This is a genomic window from Mycobacterium intermedium, from assembly GCF_002086275.1.
Lineage (GTDB): Bacteria > Actinomycetota > Actinomycetes > Mycobacteriales > Mycobacteriaceae > Mycobacterium > Mycobacterium intermedium.
Genome location: NZ_MVHT01000115.1, coordinates 1 through 17,274 on the forward strand (window position 1 = coordinate 1; position 17,274 = coordinate 17,274).

Genomic DNA, 17,274 nt, shown 5'->3' on the forward strand with positions numbered 1-17,274 from the left:
GCCGTTCCCTCCGTCGCCTCCGTTCGATCCAGCGCCTACCGGCGCACTACCCGGCGCACCCGCTCCTCCGGTGCCACCGGCACCACCATTCCCGCCATTGCCGACAAGTCCACCGTTGCCGCCCGCCCCGCCGGCGCCGCCGAGACCGCCCGGATTGGAGTTGTTGGCGCCCTTGCCGCCGTTGCCGCCGTTGCCGCCGCTGGTCGGGCTGAAACCGTCCGCACCTTGGGTGCCTTTGGAAGAACCGGCGCCACCGGTGCCGCCGGCGCCGCCGGCCCCGCGGTTACCGCCGTCACCGCCGGCTCCGCCGTGCTGTCCCTCGAGGGTTCCGTCGCCGCCCCGACCGCCGTCACCGGCCACACCACCGGCGCCGCCCTGGCCGCCGGCCCCGCCAGCACCTTGGGTGCCGTTCCCGTCTATCCCCGTCCCGGCGGCGCCACCGGCCCCGCCTTGTCCGCCCTGGCCGCCTTTGCCGCCGTCGCCGCCGTCGCCGCCGTCGAAGCCCAGCATGAGTTGGTCAGTGCCGTGGGAGCCGTTGGCGCCGTTCCCGCCCGCACCTCCTACACCGCCGACGCCGCCGTTGCCACCTTTGCCGGCAACGCTTCCGCCGTTGCCACCCGCACCGCCGGGTCCCTGCGTAGCCTCGGCCGTCGCTTGGTAGTTGGTCATCGTGGTCGCAGCCTGAACCCACATCCGGGCATAGTCGGCTTCGTTGACAGCGATCGGGATCGTGTTGACGCCAAAGAAATTCGTCGCCACCAAAACTCCGTGAACGGCGTGGTTCGCGGCCAGTTCGGCCAGCGTCGGCATCTCCGCGAGGGCTGTCGAGAACGCCGCCGCGACCGCCTCATGCTGGGCCGCGGCCGCCGCGCTGACCGCGCTGGCCAGCATCAACCAGGCCAGGAACGGCGCATGCGCCGCCGCGTAGCTGGTGGCGGCGATACCCTCCCACTCCTGTTGGACGTTGCCCACGACGGCCGCCAATTCGGTTGCTGTCCTCTCGTACTCGAGGCTCAGCGCCGTCCACGATTCGGCGGCCGCCAGCAATGGGCCCGGCCCCGGTCCGGTGCTCAGCAAGGCCGAGTGCACTTCTGGCGGAAGTGCCATCCAGACGGGCGCGAACACCGGCGGCTACCTGTTGCTCAAGCGGCGTCGCACCGTCGTCGCGAACCCGCCGACACCACTGCGATCAGCCAGCCCAGCAGTCCCGCCGCGAGGCCGAAACCCAAATGGAACAACACCTTTTCGGGCAGCACCGCCGCGACGGACCCGCCGACGAGGGCCACCAGGTGAATGGGTGCGGCGGCAAGCGCAATCAGCCAGGCCCACCGTCGTTTGGTCAGCTCGATCAACCCGTACAACAAGCCGGCGGCTGCCAGGTAACGCGCGCTTCCCACGGATCCGTGGGGACCGGCGGGAACATTCATCGCGAGTGTCGTCACCGTGGCGGCCGCACCGACCGCGACCACCGTCGCCCGGCGCTGCGTCATCAACGCGACGGCCACCAACAAGGTCAGCCAGACCAGACCCCGGTGCCCGGGCAGGCCCATCGGAATGCGGACATCGGCATAGCAAGCGATCACGACGACCGAAAGCAGGGGGAAAGCGACTTCACGGGCGAGTGAACGACCTTGGTCACCGACGTGACCGGCCGATGATAAAAACGTCACTCGCGGAATACTACTCCGAACTTATCCTCGTTTGCGGTTTGGAATTGTCATATTCTCCGTAAGTGCGGATATCTGCAGGTGCCTCGGTTTCGCTCGTGGTGGCGGCCCTGCTTGCCGGCCCAGGGCTCGTCGCGTGCGGAGGCTCAACGTCAAACGGGGGGACGCTCGTCGTGCAGCAGGGTGGCCACGAAGTGCGGCGCTTCGTGCTGCCGCAATTGCGGGATCTTCCGCAGGTCGAAGTGGCGACGCCGCAGTCACACGGCGCACGGGTCCAGAAGGGACCGACCGTGCGCTCGATCCTCGCCGCGGCGGGGACGACGGGAGTCGACCTGGTTCGCGTGGAGGGCCGGGACCCGGCTCAGACGCTGACGGCGGCCGAACTCACGGATCAGCTCATTCTGAACGTCACCAAACGAAATACCCTCAAGCTCACCGGAACTCAGCTCGCCCGCGAGCGGTGGGTGCGTGACGTCACCGCGTTGGTGGTCAATCCATGACCCGCGCGCTGGCCGGCGTGGACCTGCTGATCGGTATCGACGACACCGACGATCTGTACAGTCCGGGGACGGGTCGGCGGGCGCGGCAGTTGCTCGACGAGCTGGCCAGGGCGGGCCTGGGCACCCCGGCCGGAGCCACCCGGCACCAACTGCTCGTCGACGATCGAATCCCTTACACCACACACAATTCCAGCGCCTGCATAGCGTGGCGTAGCGCCGGTGGGAATCCGGATGCCGTGGTGGCCGAAGTCATCCGCTTCTCCGGCGAGTTCCTGGAACGGGTCTGCCCGCCGGCCGCCGATCCAGGGCTCGTCGTGGCGATTCCGCGTCGCATCGTCGACACGCCCGCACTGGTGGAGTTCGGTCGCCGGGCTAAGCGAGAAGTGCTGCGGTCCGAGGATGCCTGGAAGCTCGGTGCGGCGTTGGCCGTCCACATCTCCGGACACGGCGGCACACAGGACGGGGTAGTAGGCGCCCTTGCCGGGGTAGGCCTGCACCTTTCGGGTAACGATGGGCTGTTCATCCATCTGCCGGGCCTCTATGACCTGCCTCCGGAAACCACGATCGATGAACTGCGCGCGCGGATCGGCATCGACGATGCGCGCGATGGTGCCCAACGCCGACCCGAACCCGGCGAACCGATCGAACTGGGCGACTGGGTGCGGCCGGTTCTGCTCGATGGCCGGGCCGTCCTGCTGCTGGATCCGCTCAGGGAATTGCCGGACGGCCGCCGCGCCTGGCGCACCGCGCCACGGTACGTGGTCAAACGATACTGAGCGCGCGGCGTTGTAGGCTTCGTCCGTGTCGAGGCTGCGGATTCGAGAGGCGGCCGAGTTGCTGGGGGTCAGCGACGACACCGTGCGGCGGTGGATTCAACAAGGCGCGCTGGCCGTCGAAACCGACGAATCCGGACGCAAGGTGATCGCCGGCGACGTGTTGGCCGAATTCTGGCGGAACAAGGCGCCCGCGGCGCCACCCGACCGGCTCGGCATCGCCAGTTCCGCGCGCAATCGATTCGCCGGCCTGGTGACCAAGGTGGTTTCCGACACCGTGATGACGCAGGTCGAAATGCAGTGCGGTCCGCACACCGTCGTCTCGTTGATGAGCACGGAGGCGGCCCGCGAGTTGAAGCTCGAGCCCGGCAGCGTCGCCGTGGCCGTCGTCAAGGCCACCACCGTGATCGTCGAAGTCCCCGGCAGCGCGTAGCGGATCTCCCGCGAGCAGACGCAAACTTGTACTCAGACAGCGTTTTTCGTACGAGTTTGTGTCTGCTCGCGAGGAAAGGCTCCGGGGGGAAGTTAGAGGGTCTCGTCCAGCTGGCCCAGGCGGTCGGTGAGGCGCAGGTTCTCGGAGTAGTCCACCGGGCAGGAGATCAACGTCACCCCGTCGTCGTCGAGCGCGGCCTTCAGCGTCGGCAGCAGCTCGTCGGCGCTGTTGATCCGAAACCCCTTGGCGCCGAAGCTCTGCGCGTAACTCACCACGTCGGGATTGGTGAACTTGACGTGGTGGTGCTCGCCGAGTTCGAGGTCCATCTTCCACTCGATCAGCCCGTAACCGCCGTCGTCCCAGATCAAGACCACCAGCGGAATCCGTTCCCGCACCGCCGTCTCGATCTCCTGGGAATTCATCATGAATGCGCCGTCGCCCACCACCGCCAGCACCTTGGCGTCGGGCTTGGCCAACTTGACGCCCAGGGCACCCGGAAGGGCAAACCCCATGGTCGACAATCCGTTTGACACCAGGCAGGTGTTGGCCTCGTAGGTCGGATACAGCCTGGCCATCCACATCTTGGTGGCGCCGGTGTCGACCAGCACGACGTCGTTGCGGCCCAGCGCGGCACGGGTGTCCGCCACCAGCCGCTGCGGGGTCACCGGAAACCTCGAATCGTTCTGTCCCCGCACGAATTCCTCTTCCAGCAAGCCCGAGCCGGGCACCTCGACGTCGTCGAAGCGCCGGCCGTCGAGCGCGTCGGCAAGCTCGTTCAAGGACTCACTGATGTCCCCGATGATCCCGACCTCCACGGTGTAGTGCACGTCTACCTCGGCGGGGAACCGGTGGATGTGGATGATTTTCTTGTCGCCCTGCGGGTTGATCCGGACGGGGTCGAACTCCTGCAGCTCGTAGCCGACGGCGATGACGACGTCGGCGTTGTCGAAGCCGAAGTTGACGTAGTCGTGCGTCATGAACCCCAAGGTCCCGATGCTGTTGGGGTGGTCGTCGGGCATGACGCCCTTGCCGTGGAAGGTGTTGGCCACCCGGATGCCGGTCTGTTCGGCAAACCGGACCAGGGCGGCGGTGGCGTGGCTGCGCGCCGCGCCATGCCCGGCCAGCACCGCGGGCCGCTTGGCGCTGCGCAGCACCTCGACCGCGCGGGCCACCTGCCGGGCCGCCGGCGCCTCGGCGCGAACGACCCTGCGCGGCAACGGTGTCAGCTCATAGTCGCCGTCGTCCTCGTCGATATGTTCGGGCACCGCGAGGTAGACCGCGGCCGGTCGTTCGGTTTCGGCGAGCTTGAACGCCTTGCGGATCATCTCCGGTATGGCGTTCGCGGTGGGTATGTCGGCGGCCCACCGAGTGATCGGGGCATACATCGACACCAGGTCGACGTACTGGTGGGACTCCTTGTACTCGCGGTCCTGGCCGACCTGCGCCGAGATCGCGACGACCGGGGTGCTGTTGGTGGTGGCGTCGGCGACCCCGAGTTGCATGTTGATCGCCCCCGGGCCCAACGTCGCAGACACCACCCCGGCGCGGCCGGTGACACGGCCGTACATCTCGGCCATGAACGCCGCGGCCTGCTCGTGGCGGGTGAGGATGTAGCGGATATCTGACGCCGCCAACGCCTTGACCAGTCGGATGTTCTCCTCGCCGGGGATCCCGAAAACGACGGAAACCCCCTCGTTTTCCAGGCACTTGACGATCAGCTCGGCCGGCGTGCTCATCCCGGGACCTCCCTTTGGCTCCTCGTTGGCCACGCCCGTCGGCGATGTTGCGGTTTTGCGGAGCGAACCGCAGGGAACCGCTAGTCCGACAGTAGTGGCAGGCTAGATACAGGACGTTTCTCTCAAGTACCCACCAGACGAAGGATTCAGCGTGCCTATCGCCACCATCAACCCGGCCACCGGCGAGACAGTCAAGACCTTCACCGAGGCAACCGACGAAGAAGTCGACGCCGCGATCGCGCGCGCCTACGAGCGGTTTCTCGACTACCGCCACTCCACGACGTTCGCACAGCGCGCCGAGTGGGCGAACGCCACCGCCGATCTGTTGGAGAAAGAGGCCGACGACGTCGCGGCGATGATGACGTTGGAGATGGGCAAGACGCTGGCGTCAGCCAAGGCGGAGACGCTGAAATGCGCCAAGGGCTTTCGCTACTACGCCGAGAACGCCGAAAAGTTGCTCGCCGACGAGCCGGCGGAAGCGTCGAAGGTCGGCGCGAAACAGGCTTACGTCCGGTACCAACCGCTCGGTGTGGTGCTGGCCGTCATGCCGTGGAACTTCCCGCTTTGGCAGGCGGTCCGGTTCGCGGCACCGGCGCTGATGGCCGGCAACGTCGGCATCCTCAAGCACGCGTCGAATGTGCCGCAGTCCGCGCTGTACCTCGCCGACGTCATCGCCCGCGGCGGGTTCCCGGACGGCTGCTTCCAGACGCTGCTGGTGTCGTCCAAGGCCGTGGAGCGCATCCTGCGTGACCCGCGGGTCGCGGCGGCCACCCTCACCGGAAGCGAGCCGGCGGGGCAGTCCGTCGCCGCCATCGCCGGTGACGAGATCAAGCCGACCGTGCTGGAACTCGGCGGAAGCGACCCGTTCATCGTGATGCCGTCGGCAGACCTGGACGAGGCCGTCAAGACCGCCGTCAAGGCCCGGGTGCAAAACAACGGGCAGTCCTGCATCGCCGCCAAGCGGTTCATCGTGCACTCCGACATCTACGACGCGTTCGTCGACAAGTACGTCGAACAGATGGAAGGCCTCAAGGTTGGCGACCCGACCGACCCGGACACCGACGTGGGCCCGCTGGCCACCGAGTCGGGCCGCGACGAGATCGCCAAGCAGGTGGAGGACGCCGTCGCCGCCGGCGCGACCGTGCGCTGCGGCGGGCAGGTTCCCGACCGGCCCGGGTGGTTCTACCCGCCGACGGTGATCACCGACATCACCAAGGACATGGCGCTGTACAAGGAGGAGGTGTTCGGCCCGGTCGCCTCGATGTACCGCGCCAGCGACATCGACGAGGCCATCGAGATCGCCAACGCGACCAGCTTCGGGCTGGGGTCCAACGCCTGGACGAACGACGCGGGCGAGCAGGAACGCTTCATCAACGAGATCGAGGCCGGCCAGGTGTTCATCAACGGGATGACGGTGTCGTTCCCCGAACTGGGGTTCGGCGGCATCAAGCGGTCGGGCTATGGCCGCGAACTGGCCGTCATGGGTATCCGCGCCTTCGTCAACGCCAAGACCGTGTGGGTGGGCTAGCGAGCCCCTCGCGAGCAGACGCAAAGTTGTACGAAATCGGTTGATTCCGTACGAGTTTGCGTCTGCTCGGCGTTGTGACTAGACCCCCGCGAGGGCCTTCTGGTCCTCGTCGGCGAAGGTGTCTTCCAGCTGCAGCGGGGTGTAGTCGACGTCGATCTCGCTGAGCGGGCGGCCCCGGGCGCTGCTGATCGTGCCGAACCGGCGCATCCCTTTGTCCGTGGCGTACTGCAGGAACTCCTCGTCCTTGAGCCCGAATGGCTTCGGCTCCTCGAACAGGTTGAATCCGTCCTGGGTGAGCTGCAGGGCCATCGGGATGAGCTCGTTCATCCGTGTTTCGAACACCGTCCAGTTGGCATCGTCGGCGGCGACGTGACGACGGCAGGTGAAGGTGCCCCACGCCATGTGGCGGCGTTCGTCGTCACCGATGCGCCGGACCAATTCCTGCATGCCGGGCAGGATGCCGCGCTCGACACAGATCTTGTGCCAGGCGTAGTAGCCGGTGAGCGCCAACATGCCCTCGACGATGTGGTTGTACGTCACCGACGCCCGGATCTGCGCGGCCGGTGACGGGTCGGACGTCAAGACGTTGAGGCAGTCCGGTAGCTCGTCGTAGAAGATGTGCCGGTAGGTGGGCAGGTCGTCCAGGTAGGGGTGCAGGTCCTCCGTCATCCCGACGGCGTCGAGCCACATGCGGAACACCTGGACGTGCTTGGCCTCCTCGAACGCGAACTGTGTCAGATACATCTCGTCGCCGAGCCGTCCCTCGGCCCGCATCGCGGACATGAACGGCTGAATGTCTTCGGCCACCGCTTCCTCACCGGCGATGAACTGGGCGCACAGCCGGGTGGCGTATTCGCGTTCGTCGTCGGTCAGCTTCTCCCAGTCCTCGCGGTCGCGGGAAAAGTCGATGTCGGCGGGATCCCAGAACTTCGCGTTACCGCCGGCGAACAGCTTCAACGGCAGGCTGTTCCAGTTGAGCCCGCCCCGGGCGAGCGAGCTTGAGTGTGTCCGTGTCATGGGACCTCCTCTTTGGGTGCATGGGCTGCGTTGACGGCCTGCGTCTGCGCGCTGAATGCGGCCGCCAGGACGGCGACCAGCCTGCGCACGGCAAGGGCCGGTTGCTCCGGAGTTGGATCGTCGAGCCCGAGGACGGGATCCAGTCCGCGCATGTATGGAGCCAGCGCCAGGTGCGGAAAAATCAACAGCAGCAACGACAGCAATGCGTCGGTGTCGGCGTCCGGACGCAGGTCGCCCCGCGCGTGCCCGGCGGTCACCAGCGGCCGCAGCACTTCCAGGTAGTGGCGGTGGATGACGCTGCGGACGCTGATGCGGGCGTCGGTGTCGACCTCCAAGGTCGCGGCCGCGTGTAGCGCCCGCTCCCGAGGGTGCTCGGCGTAGTAGGCGACCCAGCCGTCGAGCAGGTCGGTGAGGAAGTCGAAGAAGGGCCGGTTGGGGTCGAGGTCGCGGATGAGATCCTCCATGTAGCTGCGCACCCGCTGGCTGGCGATGTCGGTGATGAAGGCATAGAGGTCGCGCTTGTCGGCGAAGTACTGAAAGAGGCTGCCCTTGGCGACGTGGGCGCGCCGTGCGATCACGTTCAGGCTGCCGTTGGAGAACCCGTGCGCGCCGAATTCCGCCTCCGCGGCTTCCACTATTGCTGCTCGGCGAGCGGGGTCGACCCGCGCCCAAGTCACCGTCGGCATAGACGCCTCCTCGCATTCGATGACCACTGGTCATTCTACTGTGAGTCACTTCACAGTCAAACTAGCGCGTGCTGCTGGTGGGCTCGCCGAGTGTGGGGCTGTGTGACCCCGGTTGCCGCGCCGAGTGTGTGGCGCATGGCCCCCACATCGCGGGGGTGGGTGCATATCCCCCACCTTCGACGACACCGCGCCGAGAGGCGCCACGCCGAGTGTGTGGCGTCTTGCCCGCGCATCGCGGGGACGGGTGCATATCCCCCACGTTCGACGGCGCCGCGGCGCCGACGCGGCGGCTAGGGCGCCATCTCGTAGGCGCCGTTGAGCGGCAGGATGTGTTCCTTCCAGATCTTGTCGTACCGCGCCGGGTCGTGTGCGGGCCGGCGAATCATCCGCAGCGCGAAGCGGCCCTGCTCGTCCGTCGTCGCGGCCTTGTCATTCAATTCGATTGCGTAGCTGTTGAAGTCGCGAACCAGAACGCCGAAGATCTCGTCGATCAACGCCTCGTCCACACCGGAAATCGCGGCCTCTTCCAGGATGAGCTGGCCGTAGGGCACCAGGGCGAAGATCTGTCCCACACCGAAGGCGAAGTCGATGTCCTTCTGCTGCGCCGCGTCCGGGGTCGCCGCCGCCAGCATCTCGGCCAGCACCTCGACCTGCTGACGCAGCAGCGCGACGTTGGGCAGGTGCCCGTAGCTGTCGAACGGCGCGCGCCAGTCGTGGAAACGCACCTTGCCCAGGCCGCCGGTGGGCCCTTGATTGAACAGGAAGGTGTCGTCGGCTGCGTCATCGCGGCGTGGGATCAGCGGCAGCGCAAGGTCCGGTGCAAACAGAAAGTTGGGCATGAACTTGGCCAGCAGCCCGATGTTGATGTGGACCGTGCCTTCCAAGCGCGGCAGCAGGCCGATCTCGCGGGCCACCGTTTCGAAGAAGGTGTCCTTCTCCACACCCTTGGCGGCGATGACGTCCCACAGCGCGGTGATCACCCGCTCGCCCTCGCTGGTGACCTTCGCCTTGGTAAGGGGGCTGTAGAGCAGGTAGCGACGGTCGTCGGCCGAGGCGCTGCGCATGTAGTCAGACGCGCGGGTGGCGACCAGCCGCATGGCAACCAGCCGTGCGTAGGCGTCGGTGAACAGCCGCCGGACGTGGCTGAAGTCCGTGACGAGCTTGCCGTAGAGCTGGCGGTTGGCCGCGTGGGTGATCGACTCGTAGAAGGCGTGGGTGCACATGCCGACCGCACCCCAACCCAGGTTGTACTTGCAGACGTTGACCGTGTTGAGGGCGGCATGGAACGCCCCTGGGCCGCGGTGCAGCAGATCGGCCTCGGTGACCGGGTAGTCGTGCAGCGCGTAGTTGGCGACGTAGTTCTGCGAGTTGACGACGTTCTTCTTCAGCTCGTAGCGGTCGTGCTGGGAGTCGGCCGTGAAAAACACGTACTCGTCGGACCCGTCGATCCTGCCGAACGTGGAGACCATCCGGGCGACGTTGGCGTTGCCGATGTAGTACTTCTCGCCGTTGGCGACCCAGCCGTGCTCGGACTCGGTCAAGACCATGTCGGTCTGGTAGACGTCGGCGCCGTGCGTCTGCTCCGACAGGCCGAACGCGAACACCTCGCCCTGCTCGAGCTGGGCGGCGGCCTTGCGCTTGGCGTCCTCGTTGTCGCTCATCCAGATCGGACCCAAGCCCAGGGCCGTCACCTGGAACGGGTACCAGTAGCTCAACCCATAGAAGCCGACGATCTCGGCAAACTCACTGATCCGATATGTGTCCCAACGACAGTCGTCAGCGCCGTACTCGGCCGGCGTCAGCAATGAAGCGAAAATGCGCTCACGCCCGATGTGGTTGAGGAAGTCGGAGTACCAGACCTTGTCGTGCTCGTCTTGCTTCAGCCGCGCCTTGCCGCGGGACTCGAAGAAATCCACTGTCGCCGCCATGATCTCGCCCGAGCGGCTGTCCGGGTATCGGCGTTGCAGGTTTTTGGGATTGAGCAACATGACTGCTCCAAGGATGCGGATACGGAAATCGAAAAAGGACGGCTAGACGGTACTGCAATGGGGTCGGATCGACCTAGCATCGGTTCTGTGTCAGAACTAAATACCGCTCGCGGAGCCATCGATACCACCGACCTCGGCGTCACGCTCATGCATGAGCACGTCTTCATCATGACCACCGAGATCGCGCAGAACTATCCCGAAGCCTGGGGTGATGAGGAGAAGCGGGTGGCCGACGCCGTCGCCCGGCTCAACGAACTGAAGTCCCGCGGCGTAGACACGATCGTCGACCTGACTGTGATCGGGCTGGGACGCTACATCCCGCGCATCGCCCGCGTCGCCGCCCAAACCGAGCTCAACATCGTCGTCGCGACGGGCCTCTACACCTACAACGACGTGCCGTTCTGCTTCCACTACACCGGCCCGGGCACCATGCTCGACGGTCCCGACGTCATGGTCGACATGTTCGTCCGCGACATCGAGCAGGGCATCGCCGACACCGGCATCAAGGCCGGAATCCTCAAGTGCGCCACCGACGAACCCGGCATCACCCCGGGCGTGGAGCGGGTGCTGCGCGCGGTAGCCCAGGCACACAAGCGCACCGGCGTGCCGATCTCCACCCACACCCACGCCGGGCTGCGGCGCGGGCTGGAACAGCAACGCATCTTCGAAGAAGAGGGCGTGGACCTGAGCCGCGTGATCATCGGACACTCGGGCGACAGCACCGACGTCGGCTACCTCGAGGAGATCATCTCGGCGGGCTCGTATCTGGGCATGGACCGGTTCGGCATCGACGTTATCCTGCCGTTCGAGGAGCGGGTGGCCATCGTGGCGACCATGTGCGAGCGCGGACACGCCGACAAGATGGTGCTCTCGCACGACGCCAACTGTTATTTCGACGCTTTGCCCGAGGAGATGCTCGCGGTGGCCGCACCGAACTGGCACTACCTGCACATCCACAACGACGTGATTCCCGCGCTGAAGGAGCGCGGGGTCACCGACGAGCAACTGCACACCATGCTCGTCGAGAACCCGCGGCGAATCTTCGAGCGGCAGGGCGCCTATCAGTGACCGTCCCACCGATCGGTACCCAAATTTCGCAGCTGGCCGAACTGGCCCCCGATGAACCGGCCGTCACCTGCGCCGGAATCACCCTCACCCGAGCCGAACTCGACCGCTCGACCAACCGGCTGGCCCGCGCTTACGCCGAACGCGGCGTCACCGCAGGAAGCTACGTCAGCATCGTGTTACCCAACTCCGTCGAGTGGGTGCAAGCCGCCGTCGCCTGCTGGAAGCTGGGCGCCGTGCCGCAACCGCTGTCGCCGGGGATGCCGGACGCGGAGCTGCACGGTCTGCTGGAGTTGCGCCCGCGCGCGCTGCTGGTCGGGCGGTCGCACGGTGAAATTCCCAGTGTGCCAGCCGGTTTCGTGCCCGACTCGACCTTGTCCGACGAGCCGTTGCCGGAAGCGGTGTCGCCGTCCTGGAAGTCGTTGGCCTCCGGCGGCAGCACCGGGCGCCCGAAGCTGATCGAGGCCGGCGGCGACAGTCGGGTACCAGCGGCCATCGGCTATCCGCTGGGCGCACAGGAGGGCGACACGTCATTGGTGCCGGTGCCGCTTTCCCACAACACCGGCTTCACCACGGGAACGATCGCGCTGCTGATGCGGCACCACCTGGTGCTGCTGCCGCGATTCGATCCGCACGAATTCCTCCGACTGGTAACCGAACACCGCGTCACCTTCCTCACCACGGTGCCGACGATCATGCAGCGACTGCTGCCCGTCTATCACGCCAACCCGGATTCTTACGACCTGTCGTCGATCCGGCGGCTATGGCACGTGGGCGCTCCGTGCCCGCCGGCCGTCAAGCAGGCATGGATCGATTTGTTGGGCCCGGAAAAGATTTGGGAGTTGTACGGCGGCACCGAGTTACAGGCCCTAACCTTCATCTCAGGCTCGGAATGGCTTACCCACCCCGGCTCGGTGGGACGAGTCGTCACTGGCGAAATGAAGGTGCTCGACGACGACGGCAACCCGTGCCCGCCTGGCGTGGAAGGGGAGATCTACATGCGACCCAGTCCTGGCAGCGCACCGACCTACCGTTACGTCGGCGTCAAAGCGAAAAGCCGCGACGGGTGGGATTCCCTAGGCGATTTGGGCTATTTCGACGCCGACGGGTACCTGTACCTGTCGGACCGTCGCGTCGACATGTTCACCGTCGGCGGCCGCAACGTCTACCCGGCAGAGATCGAGAACGTTTTGTCGGAGCACCCGGACATATTGTCGTGTTTGGTTGTCGGTATTCCGCACAGCGATCTGGGTCAAGTACCGTACGCGTTAGTGCATACCGTGACCGGGTCTGACCTCACTGCCGAGACCGTCCAGACGTTTGTCGGTGATCGGCTCGCGGGCTACAAAATTCCGCGTACCGTCGAGTTCGTCGACACCCCACTGCGTGACGACGCCGGCAAGGCGCGTCGAACGGCGGTGCGTGACAACGTCATCGCGCGACTGCAGGCATGAGACCATGTTGAACATCGGGTATTCGGCGCTGAGCGACGTCGGCTGTGTTCGATCCGACAACCAGGACCGCTGGGGCTCGGACGAGGACCAATTCCTGTTCATGGTCGCCGACGGCGTGGGTGGTAGTCGGGACGGTGCGCTGGCCGCGCACACCATGGTGGAGAAGTTGCCGGGGTACGTCGCGCACCACCTACCCATTGATGATCGCGACGGCCCCGACGCACCCGAGCGGTTGGCCCGCGCCGTCTCCGAACTCTCCGACGACCTGCACGCGACGGCGCAAAAGGACGCTCGCTACCAGGGCGCCAACAGCACCCTGGTGGCCGTGGTCATCGCCGGCACCCGTGCCCTGGTGGCTCACCTCGGTGACAGTCGTGCCTACCTGCTGCGCGATCGTCCGCTCAAGCGGCTGACCCGGGACCACACCCTGGTGCAGGCGTTGGTCGAGGCCAAGCAGGTCGATGCCGCGGACACCGGTAAACACCGCGCCCGCAGCATCGTGACGAAGTACATGGGGATGCGCCCTCCTGCCAAGGCCGACGGCAGCGCGGTCGAATTGCAGGAGGGTGACCGGATCCTTTTGTGCAGCGACGGCCTGCACGGCGTGGTGAGCGAGGCGTCGATAGCGCAGATCCTCGAAGACAACCCCGACCCGGGATATGCCGCCGCGGCGTTGATCGGGGCGGCCAGGGATGCGGGCGGACCCGACAACATCACCGCGTTGGTGATCAACGTCTAGGGGTTAGCGATCACGGGGTGCCGTCTTGGCCGGGGGAGCCGGCGGGCGTACCCGAACCCGCTGCTCCGCCGCTGCCTCCGCTGAGATTCGCACCGACAGGGCCTGATGCATTGCCGCCGTTACCGCCGTCGCCGCCCGCGCCCGCGGTGCCGGTACCACCATCGCCTCCGTCGCCGCCGGTCGCGTTGGCGGTCGAGTTCGTGTTGGAGAGCGCTGCTTTGCCGCCGTCACCACCATTGCCGCCAGTAGCGCCGGTTCCACCTGCCGCACCATTGCCGGCGACAGCGTTACCAAGGGTTGCAGTCGCATCACCGCCGCGGCCGCCGTCGCCGCCGCCCGTGACGCCATCCCCGCCCACGCCGCCGCTGGCCCCGACGGCATCAGCTGTAGAGAAGTAGTTGGTGACGGACGCCGCACCGCCCGCGCCGCCATCCCCGCCGCGGCCGACCGTGCCAGTTCCACCCGCCCCGCCGACACCTGGGGTCGCGATACCGGCGCCGGTCGATGACGCCGCACCCCCTGCCCCACCGTTACCGCCGGTACCACCGGTTGTGCCCGCAGCGCCGGCACCGCCTATCGCGTCCCCGGTGCCGACGTTAGTTGCCGAGCCTCCATTGCCGCCGTTCCCGCCGGTCCCGCCCGGGAGGGCGCCCCCGCCTGTGCCGCCGGCACCTCCGATGGCGCTCCCCGGACCATAGTGAGCCGCGTGACCGCCGGCTCCGCCGTCGCCACCCTTGATGGTTCCGGCGCCACCAGCGCCGCCGTTCGCCCCGACGGCGTCATACATCGACGAGGAATTGTTAACGAATACGCCGCCGCCCTCACCACCATTTCCGCCATGGCCGTCGAGACCGGTACCGCCGACTCCGGCGGCACCAGCAATCGCCTGGCCAGCCCCGTACATACGGGCGACTCCGCCGTCGCCGCCGTTGCCGCCGTTGGCGCCGTCGGCCCCCGCGCCGCCGTTACCACCCACCGCATTTCCGAGGCCGTACTGCGTTGCAGACCCGCCGTCTCCGCCGTCGCCGCCACCGGTGGTTCCCACACCACCCGCAGCACCGTCTGCGCCGACGGCGTCATACGTCGACGAGGCGTTCGTGATGGACGCATCGCCCCCCGCGCCACCATTCCCCCCGCGGCCGTCGGTGCCGGTGCCGCCCACCCTACCGCTACCGGCGACGGCACGACCTGTCCCACTCACCTGAGCGTTGCCGCCATTACCGCCGTTACCGCCGGTGGGTCCGTCGGTGCCCGCGGCACCGTTGCCGCCAACAGCGTCCCCCTGGCCATAATTAAACGCATAACCGCCTGCTCCGCCATCGCCGCCACCGGTCGCCCCTGACCCCCCTGCGGCACCGTCGACACCCACGGCGTCCAGCACCGATTCAGGGTTGTAGATGTACACGCCGCCGCCCGCGCCGCCGTTTCCGCCACGACCGGAACTGCCGTCACCGCCGACCCCGCCCTGGCCGGCGACGTAGCCACCCGATCCATACACCTGGGCGCTTCCGCCGGCCCCTCCGTTACCACCAGTCGGCCCGCTGGTCCCGGCTGCCCCATTACCCGCGATAGCGTTTCCGTGGCCATAGTTGATCGCATTGCCGCCCCGGCCACCGTCGCCGCCGCGCGTAGTGCCCACGCCGCCCGCTGCACCGTCGGCCCCAACGGCGTCCAGGTTGGAAGCGGTGTTGTAGATGTAGACGTTGCCGCCCGTGCCGCCGTTGCCGCCGCTGCCGGCTGTGCCGGTGCCGCCGACCCCGCCGGCGCCGGGCGTGTACTGGCCGGATCCGTAGACAATGGCAGTTCCGCCGGAGCCGCCGTTGCCGCCACTGGCGCCGTCGGTACCCGCTGCACCGTTGCCGCCGACGGCGTTCCCCTGGCCATAGTTAGTCGCCGCACCGCCGGCTCCGCCGTTGCCCCCATGGGTCGCCCCCGTGCCCCCTGCTGCGCCGTCGGCACCCACGGCGACCACAGTGGAGTCAGTGTTGTAGATGCTCGCGGAGCCGCCCGCGCCGCCAGCCCCGCCACGGCCGACAGTGCCGGTACCGCCCGTACCGCCGGCACCCGCAATTACCTCGCCTAGCCCGTAAGTTTGGGCCCCACCGCCATAGCCGCCATCGCCCCCGTCGGTTCCGCCTGCCCCTGCACCACCGGTTCCACCACGGGCGGTAGCCGTGGAAACGGCGTTTTCGATTCGTCCGCTGCCCCCGTTGCCGCCAGCGCCGCCGACGCCGGTAGCCCCACCCCCGGCGCCGTCACCGCCGTTTCCGCCAACCGCGGCACCCAGACCCTTGTTGACGCCCTGGCCGGCAATCCCGCCATCACCGCCAGCGGTGACACCTGAGCCCCCGAAACCACCATCTCCGCCGGTGGCGACAGCGGTCGAGGCACTGTTCTGGACAGTGCCGCTGCCACCGAAACCGCCTGTGCCGCCGGCGCCAGCGGTGGCGGTCCCGCCCGTGCCCCCGGCGCCGCCGGTGGCATTCCCGGTTCCGAAGCTGGATGCGGACCCGCCTGTCCCACCGCGCGCGAAAGAGCCCTGGGCTTCGTGATCATCCCCCAAACCGGTGCCGGTCCCGCCGGTTCCACCAACGCCGCCGATGGCGTTCCCGGTTCCGTAACTCGACGCAGCACCCCCCGTACCGCCGATACCCGCCCCCTTGCCCTCGGTGGCGGCGTTCGGGTCTGCGGCGCCACCCTGACCGCCGGCGCCGCCGATCGCATCCCCGGTGCCGTAGCTGTACGCTGCACCGCCGGTTCCGCCGTCTCCGCCTTGACCTCCGTACCCATTCGCATTCATGATGCCGGCGCCGCCTTGACCACCGGTGCCGCCGACGACCGTCTCGCTGCCATAGCCATACGCAGCCCCACCCGTACCGCCCCTGCCGCCGGTACCGCCGGAACCCCCGGCACCGCCGGCTCCCGCTTGACCACTCGCGCCGGCAGCACCGAAGTGGCCTGCAGCGCCACCGGGTCCGCCTTGGCCGCCGGTACCACCCTGCCCACCGGTGCCATCGCTGAATTGCACGCCGACGCCACCCTGCCCGCCGGACAACACGCCGTAAATTGTCCAAAGTGTAGAAAAAGCTGGTCAGAGGCTTTATTTGCCTTTAAGCTCAGGACGCAGGGAGGGCGCGTACCAGCTTCGGGGCACTGCGAAAGACGTGGAGCGGGCAAATGTCATACGTTTCGGTGGTGCCCGGAGCGGTCGGGCCGGCGGTCAGTGAAATTGCTCGGATCGGGACGTCGTTGGGTGCGGCCAGCGCGGCAGCGGCGGCGCCGACGACGGGGCTGATCGCTGCGGCTGAGGATGAGGTGTCGGCAGCGATCGCGGCGCTGTTTTCCGAGCAGGCCCGGCAGTTCCAAGCAGTCAACCGCCAACTCGCCGCGTTCCATGAGCAGTTTGTGATGACCTTGCGGGGCGCCGGCACCGCTTACGCCGCGGCGGAGGCGGCCAGCGTGTCACCCCTGCAGGCCCTTGAGGCTGCTGTGTTGGGGGTCATCAATGCGCCCACCAATTTCTTGTTGGGGCGTCCGCTGATCGGTGATGGTGTCAATGGGGTGGACGGGACCGGTCAGAACGGCGGGCACGGCGGTCTGTTGTGGGGCAATGGCGGGCAACGGCGGGACCGCGGGCATGGACAACGGCACTGGCGCCGGAAACGGCGGGTCCGGTGGTAATGGCGGA

At 67.4% G+C, this 17,274-nt stretch carries 14 protein-coding genes and 1 pseudogene; 8 read left to right on the top strand and 7 right to left on the bottom strand.

Features of this window, described 5'->3' with window-relative positions:
- Both BST27_RS31810 and BST27_RS26920 read right to left on the bottom strand, forming a co-directional pair.
- Window positions 1-1,125: PPE family protein (locus BST27_RS31810; RefSeq protein ID WP_249025725.1), on the bottom strand; the 1,125-nt coding region annotated here is incomplete at its 3' end.
- A 17-nt stretch (window positions 1,126-1,142) separates the two neighbouring features.
- On the bottom strand, window positions 1,143-1,670 hold the full coding sequence (locus BST27_RS26920) for a hypothetical protein (protein ID WP_069421639.1): 528 nt from the start codon (window positions 1,668-1,670) through the stop codon (window positions 1,143-1,145).
- Between the two features lie 95 nt (window positions 1,671-1,765).
- Between BST27_RS26920 and BST27_RS26925 the strand changes: the two genes are divergently transcribed.
- Genes BST27_RS26925 through BST27_RS26935 form a run of 3 tightly spaced genes read left to right on the top strand, consistent with a single transcriptional unit; the run spans window position 1,766 to window position 3,373 of the window.
- On the top strand, window positions 1,766-2,167 hold the full coding sequence (locus BST27_RS26925) for a hypothetical protein (RefSeq protein ID WP_069421640.1): 402 nt from the start codon (window positions 1,766-1,768) through the stop codon (window positions 2,165-2,167).
- On the top strand, window positions 2,164-2,943 hold the full coding sequence (locus BST27_RS26930) for a hypothetical protein (protein ID WP_069421641.1): 780 nt from the start codon (window positions 2,164-2,166) through the stop codon (window positions 2,941-2,943). Before BST27_RS26925 ends, BST27_RS26930 begins: the two co-directional genes overlap by 4 nt.
- Window positions 2,944-2,968: 25 nt before the next feature.
- Complete coding sequence (locus tag BST27_RS26935; RefSeq protein ID WP_069421642.1) at window positions 2,969-3,373, top strand: TOBE domain-containing protein; 405 nt, start codon at window positions 2,969-2,971, stop codon at window positions 3,371-3,373.
- A gap of 92 nt (window positions 3,374-3,465) precedes the next feature.
- Here the strand turns inward: BST27_RS26935 and BST27_RS26940 are convergent, their stop codons facing one another.
- Window positions 3,466-5,109, bottom strand: a complete 1,644-nt coding sequence (locus BST27_RS26940; protein WP_069421669.1) for an acetolactate synthase large subunit — start codon at window positions 5,107-5,109, stop codon at window positions 3,466-3,468.
- A gap of 151 nt (window positions 5,110-5,260) precedes the next feature.
- Here BST27_RS26940 and BST27_RS26945 point away from each other — a divergent pair, with 151 nt between their 5' ends.
- A complete protein-coding gene (locus BST27_RS26945) occupies window positions 5,261-6,637 on the top strand; it encodes an NADP-dependent succinic semialdehyde dehydrogenase (protein WP_069421643.1) in 1,377 nt (458 codons plus the stop codon).
- Window positions 6,638-6,715: 78 nt separating this feature from the next.
- Here the strand turns inward: BST27_RS26945 and BST27_RS26950 are convergent, their stop codons facing one another.
- From BST27_RS26950 to BST27_RS26960, 3 genes are all read right to left on the bottom strand, one after another.
- Window positions 6,716-7,654, bottom strand: coding sequence for a R2-like ligand-binding oxidase (locus BST27_RS26950; protein ID WP_069421644.1), 939 nt, complete (start codon window positions 7,652-7,654; stop codon window positions 6,716-6,718).
- A complete protein-coding gene (locus BST27_RS26955; protein WP_069421670.1) occupies window positions 7,651-8,340 on the bottom strand; it encodes a TetR/AcrR family transcriptional regulator in 690 nt (229 codons plus the stop codon). Before BST27_RS26955 ends, BST27_RS26950 begins: the two co-directional genes overlap by 4 nt.
- 290 nt (window positions 8,341-8,630) lie before the next feature.
- On the bottom strand, window positions 8,631-10,328 hold the full coding sequence (locus BST27_RS26960; protein WP_069421645.1) for an acyl-CoA dehydrogenase family protein: 1,698 nt from the start codon (window positions 10,326-10,328) through the stop codon (window positions 8,631-8,633).
- 87 nt (window positions 10,329-10,415) lie between these two features.
- On the opposite strand from BST27_RS26960, the gene BST27_RS26965 reads away from it, so the two are divergent.
- Genes BST27_RS26965 through BST27_RS26975 form a run of 3 tightly spaced genes read left to right on the top strand, consistent with a single transcriptional unit; the run spans window position 10,416 to window position 13,586 of the window.
- The gene (locus BST27_RS26965) at window positions 10,416-11,396 is read left to right on the top strand and encodes a phosphotriesterase family protein (protein ID WP_069421646.1); all 981 of its coding nucleotides are present in this window, start codon (window positions 10,416-10,418) and stop codon (window positions 11,394-11,396) included.
- Complete coding sequence (locus BST27_RS26970; protein WP_069421647.1) at window positions 11,393-12,847, top strand: AMP-binding protein; 1,455 nt, start codon at window positions 11,393-11,395, stop codon at window positions 12,845-12,847. Before BST27_RS26965 ends, BST27_RS26970 begins: the two co-directional genes overlap by 4 nt.
- A gap of 4 nt (window positions 12,848-12,851) precedes the next feature.
- Window positions 12,852-13,586, top strand: a complete 735-nt coding sequence (locus tag BST27_RS26975; protein ID WP_069421648.1) for a PP2C family protein-serine/threonine phosphatase — start codon at window positions 12,852-12,854, stop codon at window positions 13,584-13,586.
- 10 nt (window positions 13,587-13,596) lie between these two features.
- Here BST27_RS26975 and BST27_RS34665 read toward each other — a convergent pair whose 3' ends face one another.
- Window positions 13,597-16,614 carry a PE family protein gene (locus BST27_RS34665; protein ID WP_170062376.1) on the bottom strand — a complete coding sequence of 1,006 codons (3,018 nt, stop codon included), beginning with the start codon at window positions 16,612-16,614 and terminating at the stop codon, window positions 13,597-13,599.
- A 149-nt stretch (window positions 16,615-16,763) separates the two neighbouring features.
- On the opposite strand from BST27_RS34665, the pseudogene BST27_RS27005 reads away from it, so the two are divergent.
- A pseudogene (locus tag BST27_RS27005) lies at window positions 16,764-17,274 on the top strand (PE family protein); the annotation flags it as partial.

What these genes read in the sequence shown, in the direction of transcription:
- BST27_RS26955 (WP_069421670.1), bottom strand. Translation starts at nt 8,340, where the DNA reads ATGCCGACGGTGACTTGGGCGCGGGTCGACCCCGCTCGCCGAGCAGCA.
- BST27_RS26940 (WP_069421669.1), bottom strand. Translation starts at nt 5,109, where the DNA reads ATGAGCACGCCGGCCGAGCTGATCGTCAAGTGCCTGGAAAACGAGGGG.
- BST27_RS26950 (WP_069421644.1), bottom strand. Translation starts at nt 7,654, where the DNA reads ATGACACGGACACACTCAAGCTCGCTCGCCCGGGGCGGGCTCAACTGG.
- BST27_RS26960 (WP_069421645.1), bottom strand. Translation starts at nt 10,328, where the DNA reads ATGTTGCTCAATCCCAAAAACCTGCAACGCCGATACCCGGACAGCCGC.
- BST27_RS26930 (WP_069421641.1), top strand. Translation starts at nt 2,164, where the DNA reads ATGACCCGCGCGCTGGCCGGCGTGGACCTGCTGATCGGTATCGACGAC.
- BST27_RS26975 (WP_069421648.1), top strand. Translation starts at nt 12,852, where the DNA reads ATGTTGAACATCGGGTATTCGGCGCTGAGCGACGTCGGCTGTGTTCGA.